Annotated in this window: 15 protein-coding genes and 1 other RNA gene; 8 read left to right on the top strand and 8 right to left on the bottom strand. The window is 39.6% G+C overall.

Going from position 1 to position 21540, the window contains the following annotated elements:
- Positions 1 to 43 precede the first annotated feature (43 nt).
- Together G3567_RS03225 and G3567_RS03220 are read left to right on the top strand one after the other, a co-directional pair.
- Entirely contained in the window at positions 44 to 2194 is a 2151-nt protein-coding gene (locus G3567_RS03225; RefSeq protein WP_164003892.1) for a DUF349 domain-containing protein, read from the top strand.
- Complete coding sequence (locus G3567_RS03220; protein ID WP_317164155.1) at positions 2194 to 2862, top strand: class I SAM-dependent methyltransferase; 669 nt, start codon at positions 2194 to 2196, stop codon at positions 2860 to 2862. The genes G3567_RS03225 and G3567_RS03220 overlap by 1 nt, the downstream gene beginning before the upstream one ends.
- Before the next feature lie 310 nt (positions 2863 to 3172).
- Here the strand turns inward: G3567_RS03220 and G3567_RS03215 are convergent, their stop codons facing one another.
- The 4 genes from G3567_RS03215 to G3567_RS03200 form a co-directional block, all read right to left on the bottom strand.
- On the bottom strand, positions 3173 to 4534 hold the full coding sequence (locus tag G3567_RS03215; protein ID WP_164003890.1) for a tetratricopeptide repeat protein: 1362 nt from the start codon (positions 4532 to 4534) through the stop codon (positions 3173 to 3175).
- Positions 4535 to 4613: 79 nt separating this feature from the next.
- Complete coding sequence (locus G3567_RS03210; protein WP_164003889.1) at positions 4614 to 5810, bottom strand: aspartate aminotransferase family protein; 1197 nt, start codon at positions 5808 to 5810, stop codon at positions 4614 to 4616.
- A complete protein-coding gene (locus G3567_RS03205) occupies positions 5803 to 7527 on the bottom strand; it encodes an OstA-like protein (protein ID WP_164003888.1) in 1725 nt (574 codons plus the stop codon). The genes G3567_RS03210 and G3567_RS03205 overlap by 8 nt, the downstream gene beginning before the upstream one ends.
- A gap of 92 nt (positions 7528 to 7619) precedes the next feature.
- Positions 7620 to 9197 carry an NADP-dependent glyceraldehyde-3-phosphate dehydrogenase gene (locus tag G3567_RS03200; RefSeq protein ID WP_164003887.1) on the bottom strand — a complete coding sequence of 526 codons (1578 nt, stop codon included), beginning with the start codon at positions 9195 to 9197 and terminating at the stop codon, positions 7620 to 7622.
- A 162-nt stretch (positions 9198 to 9359) separates the two neighbouring features.
- On the opposite strand from G3567_RS03200, the gene G3567_RS03195 reads away from it, so the two are divergent.
- The 3 genes from G3567_RS03195 to G3567_RS03185 are packed head-to-tail and all read left to right on the top strand — an operon-like array spanning position 9360 to position 15267.
- A complete protein-coding gene (locus G3567_RS03195) occupies positions 9360 to 9743 on the top strand; it encodes a hypothetical protein (RefSeq protein ID WP_164003886.1) in 384 nt (127 codons plus the stop codon).
- Between the two features lie 48 nt (positions 9744 to 9791).
- On the top strand, positions 9792 to 14117 hold the full coding sequence (locus G3567_RS03190) for a CusA/CzcA family heavy metal efflux RND transporter (protein ID WP_164003885.1): 4326 nt from the start codon (positions 9792 to 9794) through the stop codon (positions 14115 to 14117).
- Between the two features lie 4 nt (positions 14118 to 14121).
- Positions 14122 to 15267, top strand: a complete 1146-nt coding sequence (locus G3567_RS03185) for an efflux RND transporter periplasmic adaptor subunit (protein ID WP_164003884.1) — start codon at positions 14122 to 14124, stop codon at positions 15265 to 15267.
- Between the two features lie 103 nt (positions 15268 to 15370).
- Here the strand turns inward: G3567_RS03185 and G3567_RS03180 are convergent, their stop codons facing one another.
- The 4 genes from G3567_RS03180 to G3567_RS03165 are packed head-to-tail and all read right to left on the bottom strand — an operon-like array spanning position 15371 to position 20610.
- The gene (locus G3567_RS03180; RefSeq protein ID WP_164003883.1) at positions 15371 to 16642 is read right to left on the bottom strand and encodes an adenylosuccinate synthase; all 1272 of its coding nucleotides are present in this window, start codon (positions 16640 to 16642) and stop codon (positions 15371 to 15373) included.
- Between the two features lie 3 nt (positions 16643 to 16645).
- Positions 16646 to 17107, bottom strand: coding sequence for a Fur family transcriptional regulator (locus tag G3567_RS03175; RefSeq protein ID WP_164003882.1), 462 nt, complete (start codon positions 17105 to 17107; stop codon positions 16646 to 16648).
- An 18-nt stretch (positions 17108 to 17125) separates the two neighbouring features.
- Positions 17126 to 19345 carry a RelA/SpoT family protein gene (locus tag G3567_RS03170; protein ID WP_164003881.1) on the bottom strand — a complete coding sequence of 740 codons (2220 nt, stop codon included), beginning with the start codon at positions 19343 to 19345 and terminating at the stop codon, positions 17126 to 17128.
- A gap of 26 nt (positions 19346 to 19371) precedes the next feature.
- Positions 19372 to 20610, bottom strand: coding sequence for a M48 family metallopeptidase (locus G3567_RS03165; RefSeq protein ID WP_164003880.1), 1239 nt, complete (start codon positions 20608 to 20610; stop codon positions 19372 to 19374).
- A 145-nt stretch (positions 20611 to 20755) separates the two neighbouring features.
- Here G3567_RS03165 and G3567_RS03160 point away from each other — a divergent pair, with 145 nt between their 5' ends.
- The 3 genes from G3567_RS03160 (at position 20756) to ssrS (ending at position 21506) form a co-directional block, all read left to right on the top strand.
- On the top strand, positions 20756 to 21046 hold the full coding sequence (locus tag G3567_RS03160) for a hypothetical protein (protein WP_164003879.1): 291 nt from the start codon (positions 20756 to 20758) through the stop codon (positions 21044 to 21046).
- A gap of 1 nt (position 21047) precedes the next feature.
- Entirely contained in the window at positions 21048 to 21341 is a 294-nt protein-coding gene (locus G3567_RS03155) for a cell division protein ZapA (RefSeq protein WP_164003878.1), read from the top strand.
- Between the two features lie 51 nt (positions 21342 to 21392).
- A non-coding RNA gene (gene ssrS / locus G3567_RS03150) (6S RNA) lies at positions 21393 to 21506 on the top strand.
- The last annotated feature ends 34 nt before the right edge of the window (positions 21507 to 21540 follow it).

Genomic DNA, 21540 nt, shown 5'->3' with positions numbered 1-21540 from the left:
TTGTTATATTTCAACGAATTTAAGAACCTTAACATTGAAAGACATGTCAGAACAGAAAGATCCTAAGGATATAAACGAAGAAAACGTCTCGAAACCAACTGAAGATTCGTCTGCTGAAACTTCTAAAGATCAAAACGCATCAAAAGAAGCCGAAACGAAATCAGAAGAAGAAAAGAAAAGCGAGGACGTCGCTGATTCCACTGAAGACACCTCTGCCAAAACGCCTGAAAAGGAAGAGGCATCCGATGCTCCTGAAGCAAACCCAACTGAGGATCCTGGAGAGGCAGGTTCGGAAGAAGATCAGTCAAAAGAGGATTCCAAATCGACTGCAGAACGTTCTAAAACTTCAAAAACGGAAGAAGCATCAGATGAGACTGAAGGGAAATCCGAGGATGAGGATCAAAAATCCAAGGATCAGGATGTGGATGAGGCAAATGCAGAAGACAGCGAAGATCAGGATGTGGCAAGAAGACATGAGATAGAAATGAAGGATTATCACGCCATGTCTCTGGATGAGCTTGTGCTTGAGCTGGAAAGCCTCGTGAAAAAAGAAAAGGTTCAATCCATTAAGGATCATGTCAATAATATCAAAATTGAGTTCGACAAGAAATTTAATGACGTCATCGAGGAAAAAAAGGAAGAATTTATTGCTGAAGGCGGTAATATTATAGATTTTCACTACTCCTCCCCTGTAAAGAAAAACTTCAACACCATCTATTTTGATTATCGTGAAAAGAGAGATCACTACTATTCTCAGCTTAAGAAGAACCTCAACACCAATCTAAAAACGAGACTTGGAATTATTGAGGAGCTAAAAAACATGATCGGCTCTGGCGAGAGTATGAATACTAGTTTTAAACAATTCAAAGAACTTCAGGAACGCTGGAAAAATGCGGGTTCTGTTCCCAAAACCGATTACACTACCGTCTGGAACAATTACCACCACCACGTTGAACGCTTTTACGATTTTCTGCATTTGGATCGTGAATTCAGAGACATGGATTTCAAATACAACTTGGACCAAAAACTCAAAATTATAAATCGTGCCGAGGAGCTGGCTCAGGAAGAAGATATCAATAGAGCATTTCGAGAGCTTCAGTTGCTTCACAAAATGTGGAAAGAAGAGCTGGGTCCAGTCGCCAGAGAGTTTAGAGATGAAATCTGGGAGAAATTCAGTGAAGCAACCAAACTGATTCATGATAAGCGTCAGGCTTATTTCGAGAAACTGGATGAGAAACGCGAGGAGCATCTGAAAGTAAAACTCGACATCATAGAGCAAATTGAAAAACTGACTGAAAGCAAAATCACCCAGCACAAAGATGCCCAGGAACGCATCAAACATGTGAATAAACTTCGGGATCTGTTTTTCAGAGCTGGAAGTGTGCCGAGACAAAAACAGGATCAGACCTGGGACGCCTTCAGAAAAGCAACACGGGAATTCAATAAAAATAAAAATGATTTTTATAAGGAATTAAAAGCTGAGCAATATGCCAATCTTGAAAAGAAAAAAGAGCTTATAAAAATTGCTGAAGAACATAAGGACAGTGAGGATTTCAAAACTACCACACCCCTTATGAAAAAAATCCAAAACGACTGGAAGAAAATAGGCCATGTGCCCAGAAAGGATTCCGACAAAATCTGGAAGCAATTCAAAGCAGCCTGCAATCATTATTTTGACAGATTTCACGCCAGCAAAAACGATGAGAGCAACGAAGAGATGAAAGCTTTCAATCAGAAAAGAGAACTTATCCAAAAACTCAAAGACGAAAAAATTGGAGAGGACCAGGAAAGCACCATCAAACTGGTGAAGTCTTATATTTCAAAATGGAATGCTGCAGGCATAGTTCCTGCCAACAAACGCTATGTTGAAAATAAATTCAACCGGGCTTTGGATCAGATCTTCAAACAAATCGACATCAGCAAGACAGATGCTGAACTGATGAAGTACCAGAACAGACTTCAAAACCTGGAAGAAGCCGACGATACTCAACGCATTTATAAGGAACAGACTTTCTTAAGAAAGAAAATAGACGAAACCAAAGCAGAGTTGCAGCAGCTGGAGAATAATCTTCAGTTTTTCTCGGATGCAGACCGCGATAATCCACTGGTGAAAGACGTTTACAAGACCATGGATAAGTTGAAAGATGATCTTGAGATGTGGAAAACCAAATTGAAAAAGATAAAAGAACTTTAGTGAACATTCAAAAACCAGAATTGAATCATCCATGTCCGCTATGCGAAAGTATAGCGGATTATTTTTGTTCGATAGGTAAAAAAGGAAGAGATTACTACAAGTGTTTTACCTGCCATGCCGTTTTTCTTCACCCCGACAAACACGTCGATTTAGCATCAGAAAAGTCCCGATACGAAGAACATAACAACGATGTGGAAGATCCCCGGTATCAAACCTTCGTCCAACCGATTACCGAGGCGGTAGAAGCGCAATTCCCAAAAACTGCAGATGGACTCGATTATGGCTGTGGCACCGGACCTGTAGCCTCGGTGGTCCTCGAGGAGAACGGATTTAAAGACATTGCCTTATACGATCCGTTTTTTCACCCTGATAAAAATCCCCTGACTAAAACTTACGATTTTATCATTTGCTGTGAAGTCATGGAACATTTTTTTCAGCCCAAAGAAGAATTCTCTAGGCTAAGAAATTTACTCAGAACTTCAGGCAAGCTTTTTTGCAAAACCAGTGTTTTAAAGGATGACATCGACAAAAGTGAGTTTAAGGACTGGTGGTATACTAATGATCCCACCCATGTCTTTTTTTACACACCAGAAACCCTGAGGTTTATTGCTGAAAAGTTTGGTTTCAACACGGTCTTAATCGAGTCGAAGCTGATTACTTTCGGTTAGAAATTAAAAAGATGCAATCCTAATACAATTTCACTTGGATCTCATGGTGTTTTCTAAGGATTCAAAAAGCCGGGAGGAATGTCACCCTGCTTTGCCGGCAGGCAGGCTCGAGCGAAGTCGAGAGGTTGTTCAAGAGGGCAGACACAAAACGAGGTCTCGACTGCCCTCGACCAGACAACGACTGTGCTGGACCCTGACAACAATTGGAGCTTAACCAAACTTTAAACTCGTTTGACTAAGCCCCAATTGAACTTGGAAAGATTATATAGTGTTTATAAACTAATTAGAGGAAAGCCTCAGAATATAAAACCTATCCCAGCTTAAATTTTGGAAACAGATCCTTCATCACAAAGCTGTAACTCGGATCCAGAAACATCGCTTTTTCGAAGTGGTCTTTAGAGTCTTCCAGCTCTCCCAGTTCGAAATATACACCGGCATACCTGTATTCTAATTCTGCAAAATGAGAGAAAAAATCCTCTGCCTGCTTTAGCGTCTGTAGGGCATCTTTGTAATGTTTCAACTGGATGAGTATGTCTATGCGCGTAATCCAGGTATCTAATTCGTAATTACCCAGCTCAAGACTTTTTTTAAAGCCGAAAGCAGAATCCTTGATGTTATCCAACTCCAGGTTGATGATGGCAAAATGTTTCCAGTACAAGACATTCTCCTCGTCTATATTGATGGCTTTATTGATGTAATACAGCGCCATCTTATAGTCTTTAATTTTGACATGATAATCTGAAAGGGCCAGCCATACTTTATCTAAAAGGGGGTCTTCATGTAAAGCCTTTTTGTAGTGCTTTAGAGCTTTTTCAGGATCGTTGAGTTTCAGAAAACACTTCCCGATTCTAAGGTAGGCGAAAGCCGTAGGATCATCTATCTGAAGGGTCAGGGTGTAACACTCAATAGCTTCTTTATAGCGTTTTAGACGTTCCAGGACTTTCCCTTTTTCAAGATAGGCTCCAATAAAATAATCATCGGAAATAATCGCATAATCGAAAGCTTCCAGAGCTTTGTCATAGTGTTTTTGTTCAAAGTATAATTTCCCCAGTTGATGCCAGGCTACCTCACAGTAAGGTTGACGGTCCAGGAAGTTTTTAATGAACTGAACCGCTTCATCACTTTGGTTCAGAAAATCAAAACAGTATATGATATTGTAAAGGGCGGTATAATCGTTTTCATCATTCTGCAAACACTGAATATAACTCTCTTTGGCATTTTCGAAATCCTCCAGAAACAGATACTCCATACCCATAATGCTATGGATTTCTATCAGGTCATCTGCAAAATTCAAGGCTTCTTTCAAAACTTCAATGGCCTGTAAATGCAGATCCTGCTTGGAATATATGTTGGCTATAAGAATGTAAATCTCTTCATTGTTGGGCTCCAGGGATTTGAGAGCTTCGAGCAGTTCCATAGCCTTGTCAAACTTATCTTCGAAGGTGTAGAGCTCTGCTTTCATCAACAGTAAATTCACCGATTTTGGATGCTGATCCAAAGCCAGCTTTAAGGCTTTTTTGGCCAAAGCCAGACGCCCACTATCGATATAATGACCGATGATGTTTTCAAATTCTGCAGCGTCAAAAAACAAGACCTCATTGGTCTTGAGCATCATTTCAAATTTCTCTATAGGAAAATCGAAGTCATCGTGATGAGAGGATCCTAATTGCATATAAAATGATTTAAATTTAGGGAAAGATAAGTGTCTTTTTCCAATAGAGACTTAGATTTTTAAAAATGTTATCCACAAGTTATTCACCGCTTGCGGAATTGAGATACGAATCAAGTACATCAATTATAATGCCACAGCCCATCTCAATTTCTTCTTCTGAAATGGTTAAGGGTGGCGATATCCTGACAGCCTTTTTTTCATAGAGGAGCCAAAATAAAATGAGGCCTCTTTCTTTGGCTTCCAGCACCAGGTGATTGGCCACATCTTCAGACTGAAGCACTGGTGCGAGCATTAGCCCCTTACCTCTCACTTCTGAAATCAGTTGATGCTGAAGTAATTTTCTAAACAGTAGTTCTTTCTGTTCAATCTGCTCAATGACTGGAGTGCTTGTCAAAACTTCCAAAGTAGCCTGACAGGCAGCAGCAATGACCGGGTTTCCGCCAAAGGTGGTTATATGACCCAGCTTGGGTTTATCACTCAGTAAGCTCATCAGGGCTTTAGAGGCCGTAAAAGCACCGACAGGCAGGCCTGAAGCCATGGCCTTTCCGATCACTAAAATATCAGGGACCACTTCAAAATGTTCAAAGCCAAATAACTTTCCTGTTCTTCCAAATCCAGGCTGAATCTCGTCCAGAATTAACAAAGCACCGACCTCTTCGCATTTTTGTTTCACTTTTTTTAAATAGTCATTTATCGGCAGTATGAAGCCGGCACCTCCCTGAATGGTTTCCAGGATGACAGCTGCTGTATTTTTGGTTATGACATCGAGACAGGTGTCCTTATTAAATTGAATATGAGTAATATCACCAACCAAAGGACGAAAGGGTGCTATACGCTCTTCATAATCCATCAGGCTTAAAGCGCCGTAGGAGTTTCCGTGATAGCAATTTCTGGCGGCAATGATCTGACTTCTGCCTGTAGCTCGTCTGGCCAGTTTCATAGCTCCGTCAATAGCCTCGGTTCCACTGTTCACAAGATACGTCTGAGACAATGGGTCTGGTAAATGTTGGGCCAGTAACTTCGTGAACTCAACCGCAGGCGACTGGATGTATTCTCCATACACCATGACATGCATGTACTTGTCGAGTTGTATTTTTATGGCTTCAATTACCTTTGGATGCCTGTGCCCCAGCCCACAGGCAGAGACTCCTGCAACAAAATCCAGATACCGCTTCCCATCAGTCGTAAAAATAAAGGACCCTTCCGCATGGCTCACTTCCATCCCTAACGGATGTGGGGTCGTCTGCGCCTGAAAGTTTAAAAAATCACTATTCATCGGTGGGTGGTATGGCTTTTAACTTCAGTGATTCCTGAGGTGCTTCGGGTTTCTTATTTCCTTTTTCTGAAGGCTCAACAACATCTTGCTTCGATTTTAGATTGGATTCTTTCAAGGTTGAATTCAGATTCAGGTCGCGTACCCCTTCAAAGAAGTCCTCATAAATTTCAGGCTCTTTAATGCCTTGTATTTTTGGTAACACAAGACTGTCTCTCCCTTTGAATAAGTCTGATTTTGAAGTTAATCTTTCTTCGCCTCGCCAGTTGAAGCCTTTGAGTTTTTTTTCAGTCTCTGGAAATACAGAACTGGGATAAGTATTGGAATCGACATTGGTGTAATAATAAAGGTCCACAATCTCCTGGTCTTCAAGCAGTATCTTTATTCGTGCAGAGATGGACTTGTTTATCCCCATCAGATCTGAGGTCTCATCTCTTAGATAAAAAAGGGATTCCGTATTTTTGATCACATCCACCTCGTAAATTTCGTTGTCTTCAAAAAGGCCATACAGCTCTTTGCCTTTGATTTGATTGAAGCCTTCAATGGAATCTTTCTTGATCATGAAGGCATTATAGAATACTTTCAGAGAATCTAATTCTTCCGTTTCAGTATTGCTTATTAGAAAAATAGTATCTCCTGTAATTTGACTTTCACCAGACCATAATACCGGGTTATCAATTAATTTAGTAATTCCTGTACGTTCGCTGCTATGAATGGAATCTGCTTTTCCACTCAAATCTGACTTGTATATTCGCGCATCATAAAAGGCACGAATGTTTCTATCCTCAACTTCACCGGTAACCATTAACGTATCACTTGCAATAAATACGGAATCATTCTCCTGCTTCACAGCGGCCAACGGATGTTTAGTAATAAAAAGTGAATCTTTCATTCTAAACACTTCTGCATAATGACCGGTGATCACAGACTGGTTGAGAGTATCTGTCACTTTTATGTTATTCGTCGCTGACGCAAAACCAGAAGGCCTGTCAAAGAAAATACTATCGCCTTCCAGTTTTCGGTTTTCATAATCTATCTTGGAATTTTTGACAAAAAATCCGTTATCATTTCGGGTATCATAAAACCCCCGCTCGCAATATACCACACTGGTTTCGCTGGTAATCGTTGAAGGTCCATACAGATAAGCATGACCCTGTTCTGAATAAAAATCCAAATAATCGGAATCGATGTTATACTCAGGATTCCTCACTTTCACGTTTTGCCTGAACGAAAACTTTTCCTGATTCATAAAATATCTTCCCTTCACACTCGTAATGGTAGATGCAGAATCCTGCACCTTGCCTCCACTCCTGTAAAAGGTTTCCTGATTGATTCTGTTAAAAAACAGGGAATCTGTGGTAAGCGTATTACTGGGTGTGGACAGCACTACCTCTTCACTGGCAAAGGCAAATTGAGTATTCCCATTGTATTCAGCATACTCACTCGTCATATTAATGGTATCGCCCTGCTTCATTCTAACATTTCCGAAGGCTTTAAAAAAATCATCAGTCTGGTAAAACACAGCGCGATCACACCACACTTCGATCCCTTCATGAATAAAATACACCTGGTTTTGAACTTTAGACAAGATGAAAGCATCAGGATATTGATCCTGATCCACCCGGGTTCTGTCTGCGGTATAATCTATTTTTTTAACTTCCTGAGCATACAGTGAACTGCCGAAAAGCAAAAAAGCAAAAAAGAATGTAAGCTGTTTCAAATCTTAAGTATTGAAGTACAAAATTACGCTTTTATAAAAACAAAAGCAGCGTATAAACGCTGCTTTAAGATTAAAATATTATACCTGTTGTTTTACAACAGGTAATCTGTATTTACAAAATTGGACGAGTTGCTTTTTAATAGCTTTTGAATGATCTCGTTGTTTTTAGGATTGTCTTTAGAGGCGACAAAGGTTCTGATAGAAAACGATCTTAAGGCATCATGCACACTTAAAGTACCCACGGCAGAATCTTTACGTCCTGTAAAAGGCAAAACATCGGGTCCACGCTGACATGAACTGTTGAGATTTACTCGACATACAAGATTAACCAGCACATCTATAAGTGGAGCAAGCGCCTCTACATTATCGCCGAACAAACTCACTTGCTGACCATAGTTTGATTTTGCAATTTCGTCCAGAAGAGCATGAATATCCTTAAAAGGTTTGACAGGAATGACCGGACCAAACTGTTCTTCCTGGTAAACCCGCATGGATTCATCTACAGGAAACAGCACCGCCGGATAGATATAATTATCGGTTGTATGCCCTCCTTTTTCATTCAAAATTTTCGCTCCCTTCGCTTTTGCATCGTCAATTAATTCCTGGATGTAAGCTGGCTTGCCAGGTTCTGGTAAAGGCGTCAATTTCACACCCTCTTCCCAGGGCTGACCAAATTTTAACTCATCCACACGCCTGGAAAATCGCTTATTGAATTCATCTTTGATGTCTTCATGCACATACACGATTTTTAAAGCTGTACAACGCTGGCCGTTGTAGGACAGAGTTCCGTTAATACATTCATCAATAGCAAGATCCAGGTCTGCACTGGGAAGAACAATAGCAGGATTTTTGGCTTCCAGACCAAGAATAAGTCGTAATCGATTTTTATAGGGATGCTGGTCCTGGAGGGCTATGGCAGATTTAGAATTCCCTATCAGTGCAAGTACATCAATTTTTCCTGTTTTCATGATGGGAGCCGCTACCTCTCTTCCTCTTCCATAGATGACATTGATGACACCCGCTGGAAAACTTTTCTGAAAAGCTTCCAGTAAAGGTGACAATAATAAGACTCCGTGTTTGGCAGGTTTGAATACTGCTGTGTTTCCCATGATCAAGGCAGGAATAAGCAAAGCAAAGGTTTCATTTAAAGGATAATTGTAGGGCCCCAGACATAATACAACCCCTAACGGACCTCTTCTGATGTGCGCATTGATGCCATCTACTTTTTTAAACCTGGAACTATCCCGGTCCAGCTGTTTATAATCTTCTATGGTGTCATAAATATAGTCGACCGTTCTGTCAAATTCTTTTTCTGAATCTGCCAGCGTTTTACCTATTTCCCACATGAGTAGCTTAACCACTTCATCTCGTTTGGTTTTCATAATCTCTACAAAAGAAGTCATGCAAAAAATTCTATCTTTTACACGCATGGTGGGCCACTCCCCTTTTCCCTGGTCATAGGCTTTCACAGCAGAATTTAAGACATTCAGAGCGGTTACCTCATCCAAATGCGGCACCGTTCCCAGAAGAGTGGGTTTGTATTCTTTAGTGGATGAAATGGTTGAATGCACTTCATCCATTTTTCCTTCCCAGGGCACTAATCGCCCGTTATCTAAATATTCTTTTTGATGAAGCAACGAATCAATGACAGAAATATCTGAATTTGCCATACTTTTTTAAGAGTTTGATTAATAAAAGCTTACAATTTAAGCAAAATATACATTGACTATGTAGAACTAAATAAAATGATTTGTTAAGCTTTGCCTGGACTAATTTGTAATCTTTAGATAATCTTAAGCTTAAAAGCAACTCAAAACAGTAATATTGTAATTATGAAGTTGTTTGCGATTTATTTCTTAATAAGCAGCATTGGCTTACAGCCGTTGAGCTCAGGACTCCTGAATGTGGGAAGCCTACCTAAGCTGGTCCAGCATTATGAGCTTCATAAAACTCAGTACAATAACTCCGTTATTGAGTTTCTGTATTTACATTATGGCTTCCAGAAAGAATCTCATGCAGATCAGCACCAGGATCATGAAGATTTACCATTCCAACAAGACCAGATCATTTCTTCAAGTTTCTATTTCGTTAACCCGGCTCATTTCATTTTAGGCTGCATGAGGCCAGATGAAAAAATTAAACATAATTTTGATTATAAAATGGGCTTCACCTTTTTAAGCCTGCCCGACATCCTCCAACCTCCTAAATCTAAATAAAGTTCCTCAAAAAACTGAATTAATAGTTAATCCCCTATTTAATACATCATGCTATCAAAAATCATAGAATTTAGTTTAAAATCTAAATTTCTCATTGTTCTGTTTGTTTGTGGTATCATTGGATTTGGCGCGTATGCCCTGATGAATGTGACCATAGGAGCAGTGCCCGATATCACCAACAATCAGGTGCAAGTCATCACCACGTCGCGTAATTTATCTACCAGTGATGTCGAGCAGTTTATCACCTACCCGGTAGAACTGGAAATGGCAAATTTACCCGGAGTCAAGGAAATACGTTCGGTATCCAAATTTGGGCTTTCTGTGGTCACCATTATATTTGAAGATGATTATGGAACCTACCTGCCCAGGCAATTAATCGCAGAAAAATTAAAATCTGCCGCCAGGAAAATACCATCCAGTTTTGGAACTCCTTTTATGGGCCCCATAACCACAGGTTTAGGAGAAATATACCAGTATACGCTGGAAACCAAACCTGGTTATGAAGACGAGTATGATGCCAGAGAACTGAGAACTATTCAGGATTGGATTGTGAGACGGCAGCTTTCCGGTATTCCAGGGGTGGTTGAAATCAATTCCTGGGGCGGTTATTTGAAGCAATATGAGGTCAGCATCAACACCAAGCGCCTTCAAGCCAATGAAATTAGTTTTTCTGAAGTTTTCCGAGCGCTGGAGGATAACAATTCTGTTGCAGGAGGAAGTTATATCGAAAAAAATGGCGAAGCCTATTTTATTCGGGGAGAAGGTCTGTTTTCAGATCTTGAGGATATCAAAAACACGGTGGTTACCACACGCGGGAACCTACCCATATATATTGAGGACATCGCAGAAGTGGGTTTTGGTCATGCCAGACGTTTTGGCGCCATAACAGGTAATGGTGAGGGGGAAAAGGTGTTAGGTCAGGTTATGATGTTAAAAGGGGCAGATTCTCAAAGTGTCATTACTGCGGTGAAAGAAAGAATAGCTCAGGTTGAAAACACTTTACCAGAAGGAGTCTACATCAACGGTTTTTTGGACAGATCAGAACTCATTGAACGCACCACGTCCACAATTGCAGAAAACCTGTTTTTAGGCTTCCTGGTGGTTGCTTTAATCGTGATCCTCATTATTGGAGACTGGAGAGCTGGCTTGGTCATTTCTTCCATAATCCCTTTAAGTTTTCTGTGTGCCATTAGTTTAATGTATGTTTTTGGAGTGGATGTCAACTTGATGAGCATGGGAGCCCTAGACTTTGGGATTATTATAGATGGCGCAGTCATTATTGTTGAGTTTGTAGCCTTTAGGATGTGGCAGCGAGCCAACGAATTCAGTGATAAAACCTCTTCAGAAATCCAAAAACTGAAAGATAAAATAACCTTTAAGGGGGCTTCAAAAATGTTGAATTCTGCCATTTTTGGCCAGGTCATTATCCTGATTGTTTTTATTCCTATTTTATCCTTAAGCGGCGTGGAAGGAAAAATGTTCAAGCCCATGGCCCTTACCTTTAGTTTTGCACTTGTAGGAGCGATGATTTTATGTTTAACCTGGGTTCCTGTAGCTTCCAGTTTTATTTTAAAAGCAAACTCCAAGCCATTCAGGTTTTCTACAAAATTTATGGACGGTATAAAACGCATGTATTTACCATCCATAAGATGGGCTTTAGACCACACGAAAGTCGTCCTAATTTCGGCTGTATTAATCATTGCCCTTGGAATATTTACGTTTAGCAGGATGGGCGGAGAATTTGTTCCTACGCTGGATGAAGGAGATTTTGTAATTCAGCCCGTTTTAAAAACCGGAAAATCTCTGAGCAGCACCATAGAACGCACGACTGAAATTGAGAAGATTCTAATAGAAAAAATTCCAGAGGTAGAGCAGGTTGTGTCGCGAATTGGAGCTGCAGAGGTCCCGACCGACCCCATGTCTATGCAGGATGCAGATGTTATCGTTACCCTAATACCAAAATCAGACTGGAGGGGAGGCATGACTAAAACCAAACTCGCTGGTGAAATTAAGAAGGCTCTAGCTGTGTTTCCGGGTATGGAGCTACAATTCACCCAACCTATCGAGATGCGTTTTAACGAGTTAATCACGGGTGTTCGCTCTGATATCGCCATAAAAATATATGGTGAAGACCTCGATGTCCTGGCGGAAAAAGGAGATGAGATCAAAGAATTAATTGAAGATGTGGAAGGAGCGGCAGACATTTTTGTTGAAAAAATTGTAGGCCTGCCCCAACTGGCTGTTCAATACAATCGCGACAAAATAGCGAGGTACGGGCTCAATATTAAGGATGTAAACGCCATTGTGGCCGCCGGTTTCGCCGGAAAGTCAACAGGAGTCGTTTTTGAAGGGCAAAAACGCTTCGATCTGGTCGTTAGACTTGAGGAAACTCAGCGGCAGGGTATTAACGATTTAAAAACACTACGGATTGATACGCCTAATTCAGGTAAAATCTCACTGTCTGAAGTTGCTGATATCAGCTATAAAGAAGGTCCAGCACAAATATCACGTGATGAAACCAAACGCCGTATTGTGGTAGGGGTCAATGTCAGAAACAGTGATTTAGAAACGGTCGTGAGTAAAATAAGGGATTTGGTGAATGACAATATAGATTTGCCGGTTGGATACACCATCACCTATGGCGGTCAGTTTGAAAATCTAAGAAGTGCTAAAGAAAGATTAACCCTAGCCGTTCCCATTGCTTTGATTCTTATTTATATCTTACTTTACTTTGCTCTCAAAAGGCATCGCGATTCGCTTCTTATTTATACAGCTATCCCCTTCTCTGCTGTTGGTGGAGTTTTTCTGCTATGGCTAAGAGGCATGCCTTTCAGTATTTCTGCAGGAGTTGGCTTTATTGCTTTATTTGGTATTGCAGTTTTAAATGGAATTATTTTGGTCGAGTATTTTAAGGATATTTTGAAAAAACAAAATCAATTAAGTATGAAACATATTATCGATGCTACCCAGGATCGCTTACGTGCCGTCCTGCTTACCGCAAGTTCTACCGCTTTAGGCTTTTTGCCGATGGCTATCTCTACCGGTGCCGGCGCGGAAGTTCAACGCCCTGTGGCTACCGTTATCATCGGCGGCCTGGTGACCTCCACACTGCTAACCTTAATTGTTTTACCCGTACTCTATGCTGTAACCATAAAAAAATCTAATGTGACATTTAAAGGAAAAACAGCCTTACTCATCATTCTATTTTTAGGTACAGGTTTTTCAGGCCTTGCTCAGGACAGGGAGTTTGAAACTTTAAAAACTGAAATGCTTGAGAACAATAATAAACTGAAATCGGCTCAGCTTCGGGCAGAGGGGGCCAAGGCAGGGGAAGGTGAAGCCTTCACTTTTGATAAAACGAAGCTTTTCAAAAATTATGACGAAACTGTATTTGCACCGCCAGATAATATAAGCCTTTTTACAGCCTGGGGAATTTCACAGGCTATTGATTTTCCTACGGTTTACAGCAGTAAGCTGAAACTGAATAAGGTAAAGACAGCTCTGGCTGAAACACAATACAGCATCACCGAACTAAAGCAAATCAAAGCCCTGCAGCAAAGCTATCAGAACTATTTGGTCGCTGTAGATAAATTATCTATATATGATAGTATCTACAAGGTGTATTCTGAGTTTGCTTACATGGCCAGGCGAAAATTTGAAGAGGGTGAATCCAATTATTTAGAAAAGATAACCGCTGAGTCCAAAACCAATCAAATTGAGCTTGAAATCCAGCAGATAGAACACAACAGAACGGCGAGCAGGGCCGACATCAAAAGTCTGCTTCAAACAGAAGATACCTTGATTTTGAAAGGCGATCAACTACGTAAATTAGAATTGGACCAGCCTACTGACAAGTCACAGAATCTGAGTTTATCTGCGCTGGTGCAGGATCAAAAATTATCTGAAAGAACTTCTGCCCTAGCCAAAAATCAGTTGCTGCCAGGTCTTTCTGCCAGCTACTCGGTGAGGGGTAATTCAGCCCTCGATCAGAATTTTGAAGTTTACCAAATCGGAGTCAGTATTCCCTTATTATTTTTTGGAGATCGCTCAAAGATAAAATCTGCAGAACTTATGGAACAGGCCAAGCAGGCTGAAGTTGAAGACGCTAAAATTATCCTGGAGCAACGTCAGAAACAATTGATCAGTCAGCTTTCTGTTCAGCAAAAAGCTTTGGACAATTTTGAAAATTATCAACTGAAGGTAGCGAAAGAAATCCTGACATCTGCCAAAAGAAGTTATGAGGCTGGAGAAATTGATTTTTTCAGGTATACACAAAGCATTGAGGATGCACGTCGCATACAACTGGATTACCTTTCAAAATTGAGAGAGTATAACCAAAGCATCATCGCTTTGAATTATTTATTATTAAACTAAACTTATGATACGCCATACCTATATTATCCTGAGTCTCTTCACCTTGATATTCCTGTCCTGTGGAGAAAAACAGACCGAACCAACGGAAGAAAAACACGATGATAATTTTATAGAATTAACGCAGGAACAGTTTCAGAAAAATGAACTGACTTTAGGGAAACCAGAGAAAATGACCTTTTCAGAAGAGTTTGAAGTTATGGGGGTGGTGGATGTTCCCCCAAGGAACAGATCCACAGTCACTTCTTATTTTGATGGCTACGTAAGTCAAACCGATTTATTGGTTGGAGACAGTGTGAAAAAAGGAGACTTGCTGGTAAGATTAAAAAATCCCGATTACATTAAAATGCAGCAAAATTATGTGGAAGCCAGGAGTAATCTGGATTATTTGAAATCTGAGTTTGAACGTAAGAAGACCTTGTTCCAAGACCAGGTCATTGCTCAGAAAGTGTTTCAGGATACCAGGAATCAGTACCTTAAAGCCAGAGCTCAGCTTGCCGCTGCTGAGGAACTCATAAAACTTACGAACTTCAATCCTCAGGACATTGCCGAGGGGAATTTCACATCAGAGATTACACTTAGGTCACCCATAAGAGGTAAAGTCTCAAAGTTGAATGTCACACAGGGAAAGTTTATAGGAAAATCCGAAATGATCATGGAAATCCTGGATGTGGATCATATTCATTTAGAACTGGATGTGTTTGAAAAAGACCTCATGAAAATTCAAAAAGGAGACAGTTTAAAGTTTGAGGTCCCTGAAATAGCTAACGAGCGTTATTCTGCCTATGTGAGTCTTATCGGTGCGGAAATAAATGAAAACAGGAAAGTTAGAATCCACGCACATCCTTTAGACAGAGAAGATAATTTTACGGTCGGCATGTTTGTAAATGCCTATTTTGAGGCTGACCGAAAAAAACACGTAGCGCTGCCAGAATCTGCATTTACAGAAGTGGATGAAACCACGTATATTCTAGAATTAATAGAGCAAACTGATAATACGTATAGATTCAGGAAAGTTGAAGTAAAATCCACCCCATCACAGCATGGCTTTAAACCGATTTTGAATCCAGCAGACATAAACACAAATTCTAAGTACCTAACCAAAGGCGTTTTTGACCTAATAACCACCGGAGGGGGTGGACATCATCATTAACAGCCTTATCATTGATATGATTCTGACTTAAGCAAAAGCATATCAATAACAAAGCCTTCAAATATTGTTTGAAGGCTTTGTTGAGTTTGATACTAAAAGTGTATTATCTCAATATCGTCTCTTTCCTATCTGGACCCACAGATACAATTTTGATAGGAACCTTCAGTTCGTCTTCAATAAATTTGATGTAATCCTTTAGGGTCTGTGGTAAATTATCAAAACTAGTATGCCTGGAGATATCCTCTTTCCAGCCTTTGAACTCTTTATAAACCGGCTGTAAATTTTCTGGTTCAATATTGTACGGCAGATGCTGTATTTCTTCCCCGTTGTAATTGTAAGCAGTACATACTTTCAAGGTTTTAAAACCGCTTAACACATCAGATTTCATCATCATCAATTCTGTGACTCCGTTGATTTGCACAGCGTATTTTAAAGCCACCAGATCCAGCCAGCCGCAGCGCCTTGGTCTTCCTGTAGTCGCTCCAAACTCATTTCCAACTTTGGCCATTCTGGCTCCATCTTCATCAAATAATTCTGTAGGAAATGGTCCACTACCCACACGCGTAGTATAGGCTTTAAATATTCCAAATACCTTTTTGATTTTATTAGGAGCTATGCCCAGACCTGTACAGGCACCGGCAGCAGTCGTGTTGGAGGAAGTGACAAAAGGATAGGTTCCAAAGTCTATATCCAATAAAGAACCCTGAGCACCTTCAGCCAGAATAGTTTGATTATCGACTTGTGCCTGGTGAAGATATTCTTCAGAATCGATAAATTTCAATGATTTTATAGACTCAATAGCTTCAAAAAATTCGCTTTCCAGTTCTTTTAAATTGTACTGAACATCCACATTGTAAAACTCAATCAATGCCTGATGCTTGTTGGCCAATTGTCTGTATTTCTCTTTCCAGTTATCAAACTCGAGATCTCCAATTCTTAAGCCGTTACGACCAGTCTTGTCCATATAGGTTGGACCAATGCCTTTTAAAGTCGAACCAATCTTGGCTTTCCCCTTCGAGGTTTCTGAAGCAGCATCCAATAATCTGTGCGTCGGAAGAATAATATGAGCCTTTCTTGAAATCAATAAGCTTTTAGTAAAGTCAAGATCGAATTTGGCTAATGCCTTTATTTCTTTTTGAAAAATGACCGGGTCAATGACCACTCCATTTCCAACGACGTTTACAGCATTTTTATGAAATATCCCTGACGGGATAGTGTGTAAAACGTGCTTTATGCCATCAAATTCAAGCGTATGTCCGGCGTTGGGACCGCCTTGAAATCTTGCGATAATGCTGTAATCTTTGGTTAAGTAATCAACAATTTTTCCTTTGCCTTCATCTCCCCACTGGAGTCCAAGTAGTAAATCTACTGCCATGTTTTAGTCTGTCTTTGGTTGGTTTTTAGTTCCGTAGAAATATAAAGAGTGCCTGTCGATAGAAATATCGAACACCTCTTCTATTGTTTTTTTGATCGATTCTATACGTGGGTCACAAAATTCTATGACTTCTCCTGTATCGGTAAGAATAACATGGTCATGCTGTTTATCGAAGTAAGATTTTTCATACTGAGCCTGATTTTTACCAAACTGATGCTTTCTCACCAAGCCACAATCTAAAAGCAAATCTATGGTATTGTATAAAGTTGCTCTACTCACTCTGTAATTCTTGGTCTTCATCTTGATGTACAAAGATTCTATGTCGAAGTGATCATCACTTTCATAGATTTCCTGAAGTATTGCGTACCGTTCTGGAGTTTTACGATGGCCGTTATTTTCTAAAAATTTAGTAAACACATTTTTTACTACAGCCAAATCGTTTTTTAAATTATCTTTATTTACCATAGCTACAAAAATATACTTTTATTCACGCTTAACCTTATCGATACCATCGATTTTTTCCAATCTTTCCATAAGTTTAGTTAATATAGAGATATTCTTCACTTTCACAACCAATTTTCCTTCAAAAACACCATCGTTACTGGAAAAAGCGATATTCAAAATATTCACATTAAGGTTTCTGGAAATTTCATTGGTAATAACACTTACCAAACCAAGATCATCTATACCCGTAAGCCTTATGCTGGCGCTAAACTCTTCTTGAGAAGAATCTATCCATCTCGCTTTCAACACCCTGTAAGCATAATTGCTTTGAAGCTGAATAGCGTTCGGACAATTCTTCTTATGAACTTTTATACCGTCTTTGATCGTCGTAAATCCAAACACTTCATCACCAGGAATAGGATTGCAACAGGGCGCTAATTTGTAGTCCAGCTTCTGTTCATCGTCCCCAAACACAAGCTGATCGTAATTATTGGAAATATCTCCCTCATCCTGCGATGTATCCTTATCTGGGGAACGCCTGATTTTATTTTTGAAAAACGAGACCAAAGCATTGCTTCTGGAAGATGCGTAATCTTTGATTTGTTTATTGTCTATAGTACCAATCCCTACTCTATAAAATAAATCCTGACTTGTTTTCAGTTTGAAGAACACGACCATTTCATTCACTGTTCTCTCGTTCAAACTGATACGCTGGGATTTAAGCTTTCGTCTTAAAATCTCCTTGCCCTCTTCTGCAATGAGTTTCCTTTTTTCTTTTAAAGCGGATTTGATTTTAGTCCGAGCTCTTGCTGTCGTTGCATAATCCAGCCAGTTTTTTGTCGGCTTTGCCGATGAAGACGTAATGATTTCTACCTGGTCACCACTTTTCAAGACCCGACTCAAAGCCACAATTTTACCGTTCACTTTGGCTCCTCTGGTTTGATAACCGATATCGGTATGAATGGCGAAAGCAAAATCCAGAACAGTAGCCCCTTTGGGCAAAGACTTCAAATCGCCCTGAGGCGTGAACACAAAAATCTCTTTGGAATATAAATTCAACTTGAATTGCTCTACAAAATCCACAGCATTCATCTCATTATTTTCCAAGGCCTCCTGAAGCCTGTTCAGCCATAAATCCAGGCCTTGTTCGTCCTGGGCTTCATCCTTGTGTTTGTATTTATAATGAGCCGCATAGCCTTTTTCGGCAATCTCATTCATACGTTCACTTCGGATCTGTACCTCCACCCATTTTCCCTTCGGTCCCATCACCGTGATGTGCAAGGCTTCATATCCCGTGGTTTTAGGTGAAGAAATCCAGTCGCGAAGACGTGTAGGATTTGGCCTGTAATAATCGGTGACGATAGAATAAATTTTCCAGGCCAGGAATTTTTCATTTTCGGGGTTGGATTTATAAATGATCCTTAGCGCAAACTTGTCATAGATTTCGTCAAATGAAATGTTTTGGTTGACAATTTTTTTCCTGATGGAATAAATAGACTTCGGTCGCCCTTTAACTTCAAAGTCGATGTCCTCTTTTTTCAGCGCATCCGAAATTGTTTTCGAAAAATCTTTGATATACTGGTCCTGTTCTTCCTTGCTTTCCTTGAGTTTGCCTAAAATATCATTGTAAACTTCAGGCTCTGTGTACTTTAAACTGAGATCCTCCAGCTCCGTTTTGATATTATAAAGTCCTATTCTGTGGGCTAAAGGCGCATATATATAAAGCGTTTCACTGGCTATTTTAACTTGTTTGTCCGGACGCATGGCGTCCATGGTTTGCATATTGTGAAGCCTGTCTGCAATCTTGATGATAATCACGCGAACATCATCGTTCAGGGTAAGCAGCATTTTTCTGAAATTTTCAGCCTGCATAGAAATGTCACCATCCTTTTTCAGACTGGAGATTTTGGTCAGCCCGTTTACAATTCTAGCGACTGCTTCGCCAAACATCTGCTCAATATCGGCAAGGGTGTATCGCGTATCTTCTACCACATCGTGTAAAAGGGCAGAAGCTATGGATGTTGCATCCAAACCGATCTCGTGCGCCACAATTTTTGCAACGGCAATAGGATGAAAAATATAAGCTTCACCGGACTTTCGCCTCTGGTCTTTATGAGCTTCGACAGCAGTTTCAAAGGCTTTGCGAATAAGCTTTTTGTCCTTAACGCTTAAAATCCTGTAACTTATGCGTAAAAGCTCCTTGTACTCTTTGGTAATCTCCTTGCTTTCCTGCTCTAAATAAGCATCTGTAATCTCCATAAACCTTGTCTCTTATTAAAATGAAATTACGAATTATTTTCTAAATTTTTAAGCCTTTCCGATAATGGCGGGTGAGAATAGTGAAAAAACACATAGGCCGGGTGAGGAGTCAAATTGCTCAAACTTTTCTTAGATAGTTTTTTCAGTCCTGAAATCAGTTGCTGAGCAGAATAGGTTGACCTGGCAAAATCATCAGCCTGAAATTCAAATTTTCTTGATAAAATATTGGTGAGAAGACCGGTCACCAAAGAAATAGGGGCATATAAAAAACTAAAAGCGACCAGGCCAATGTGGAAGCTTGGCTTTTCTACTCCTAAAGCTTGTGCAAGCACAGGTTCGCTTACAAACAAGGAGAGCAGCCATAAGGTAAAACCGGTTATAAGTAATGAACTAAAAAGATTGATGAGAATATGATTCTTTTTGTAATGACCCACTTCATGCGCCAGAACAGCAACGATTTCTTCGTTGTCTAAATCTTTAATTAATGTATCGTACAACGTAATACGCTTTTCACTTCCAAATCCAGAAAAGTAAGCATTGGCCTTTTTGCTTCTTTTAGAACCATCAATCACAAAGATATTTTTCAAATTAAAATTCATTTTGGTGGCGTATTTTTCGATTTCAGTGCGCAACGCTCCTTCTTCCAATGGTGTTTGCTTATTAAACAAAGGCACAATGAGTCTGGCATAAAACATATTCAGCAAGACTGAAATAAGCGCTACCAAAATCCATGTGTACCACCAAAAATCGGTTCCAACAGACTTATAAAACACTAAAATCAAGCCTAAAATAATTCCTCCCAAAACAACAGTGAGCAAAAATGATTTCAACTTGTCCTTACAAAATAAGGCTACTGTAGAGGTATTAAAATCGTAGTCTTCTTCGATGACAAAAGTGAAGTAATAATCGAAAGGCAGACTGAGCAAAAAACTTCCTGTAAATAAAATCCCGAAGAAGAGCAGAGACACAAGAATAGAATGCTCTGCATAGCGGTTGGCTATAGCGTTTACAAACTCAAAACCATCTACGCCTAAGAAAATCAGAATTAAAGCAACCGAAAAAAAGGACTGGACCAGTCCAAATTTGAATTTGTCTTTTTTATAAGCCTGGGACCTTTCGTACTCGTTTTCATCATAAAGATCTTTCATTTCTTCAGGGGGTGTAACATCAAATTTGGTGTAGTTCAAATAGTCCAGAAGGCTTTCCAACAGAAAGTTGAAAACAATGAGACCAAGGATAAGGTAAAAAACTAATTCTGAAGTCATTCGAGGATTTTTTCCGCAAATCTAAAGCATGTTTTGCAATTGTTTAGAAATATTCCTTGCTATTCATTTTGAATTTTATGAAAAGTAGGTTGTCATATTCATTAATAGATGCTAAATTTGCTTTAAAGCAATGCGAAAGTTATAAATGAGTAAATTGTTAATTAGCGTTGAATCTTTAGAAGTTAATTTGAAAAAATTGATTTCAAATCATGAAGCCTTAAAGGTTGAATATAACCATCTTAAAGCTGAGTTTGATTCCAGGTCTACAAGAGTTTCAGAATTAAATTCAGAACTGGAAAGATTACAACACGAAAACAAAACCCTCAAAACAGCCAACGCCATGCTGGGCAGTACCGAGTACAAAAGAGAAACAAAACTCAAAATAAATAGTTTAATCAAGGAAATAGATACTTGCATTATTCAATTGGCAGAATAAAATGGCTACAGATAAATTCAAAATAAAATTATCGATTGCAGACCGGGTTTATCCGCTAACCATAAGACCAGAGCAAGAAGAAGGTCTTAGAAAAGCAGCCAAGAGAATCAATGAAGTAATTAAGAAATTTGAGCAGGATTATGCCGTAAGAGATAAACAAGATGTTTTGGCCATGAGTGCCTTACAATTTGCTGCAGAAATCGAACAAAACCAGTTATCTTCATCTTCAGAGGTGAAGCAAGTAGAAGTCAAACTTGAAGCGCTGGATGACATGCTTAAAAACCAGTTAAACTAACGTTCATTACATAAATCGACACTGCCTGTATTAGTCGTACCTTTTTGATAAACTCAACATTTACTATTTAAAAAGGGTGAGTTTCAGTTGCTAAAGCAAGCCGCCACTTCGGTGCAGCGGATCCTTGATCAACTGAGTATCCCTAAACCTGTTTACACGGAGTTTTATACAAAACTAGGCTAATACAGGCTTTTTTTAT

Origin of the sequence: Psychroflexus aurantiacus (genome assembly GCF_010820555.1) — a bacterium.
GTDB lineage: Bacteria > Bacteroidota > Bacteroidia > Flavobacteriales > Flavobacteriaceae > Psychroflexus > Psychroflexus aurantiacus.
This window is presented reverse-complemented; position numbering and strand designations above follow the sequence as displayed.

Coding starts and splice junctions, on each gene's coding strand:
- G3567_RS03225 (WP_164003892.1), top strand. CDS start 44: ATGTCAGAACAGAAAGATCCTAAGGATATAAACGAAGAAAACGTCTCG.
- G3567_RS03215 (WP_164003890.1), bottom strand. CDS start 4,534: ATGCAATTAGGATCCTCTCATCACGATGACTTCGATTTTCCTATAGAG.
- G3567_RS03210 (WP_164003889.1), bottom strand. CDS start 5,810: ATGAATAGTGATTTTTTAAACTTTCAGGCGCAGACGACCCCACATCCG.
- G3567_RS03200 (WP_164003887.1), bottom strand. CDS start 9,197: ATGGCAAATTCAGATATTTCTGTCATTGATTCGTTGCTTCATCAAAAA.
- G3567_RS03195 (WP_164003886.1), top strand. CDS start 9,360: ATGAAGTTGTTTGCGATTTATTTCTTAATAAGCAGCATTGGCTTACAG.
- G3567_RS03190 (WP_164003885.1), top strand. CDS start 9,792: ATGCTATCAAAAATCATAGAATTTAGTTTAAAATCTAAATTTCTCATT.
- G3567_RS03185 (WP_164003884.1), top strand. CDS start 14,122: ATGATACGCCATACCTATATTATCCTGAGTCTCTTCACCTTGATATTC.
- G3567_RS03180 (WP_164003883.1), bottom strand. CDS start 16,642: ATGGCAGTAGATTTACTACTTGGACTCCAGTGGGGAGATGAAGGCAAA.
- G3567_RS03175 (WP_164003882.1), bottom strand. CDS start 17,107: ATGGTAAATAAAGATAATTTAAAAAACGATTTGGCTGTAGTAAAAAAT.
- G3567_RS03170 (WP_164003881.1), bottom strand. CDS start 19,345: ATGGAGATTACAGATGCTTATTTAGAGCAGGAAAGCAAGGAGATTACC.
- G3567_RS03165 (WP_164003880.1), bottom strand. CDS start 20,610: ATGACTTCAGAATTAGTTTTTTACCTTATCCTTGGTCTCATTGTTTTC.
- G3567_RS03160 (WP_164003879.1), top strand. CDS start 20,756: ATGAGTAAATTGTTAATTAGCGTTGAATCTTTAGAAGTTAATTTGAAA.
- G3567_RS03155 (WP_164003878.1), top strand. CDS start 21,048: ATGGCTACAGATAAATTCAAAATAAAATTATCGATTGCAGACCGGGTT.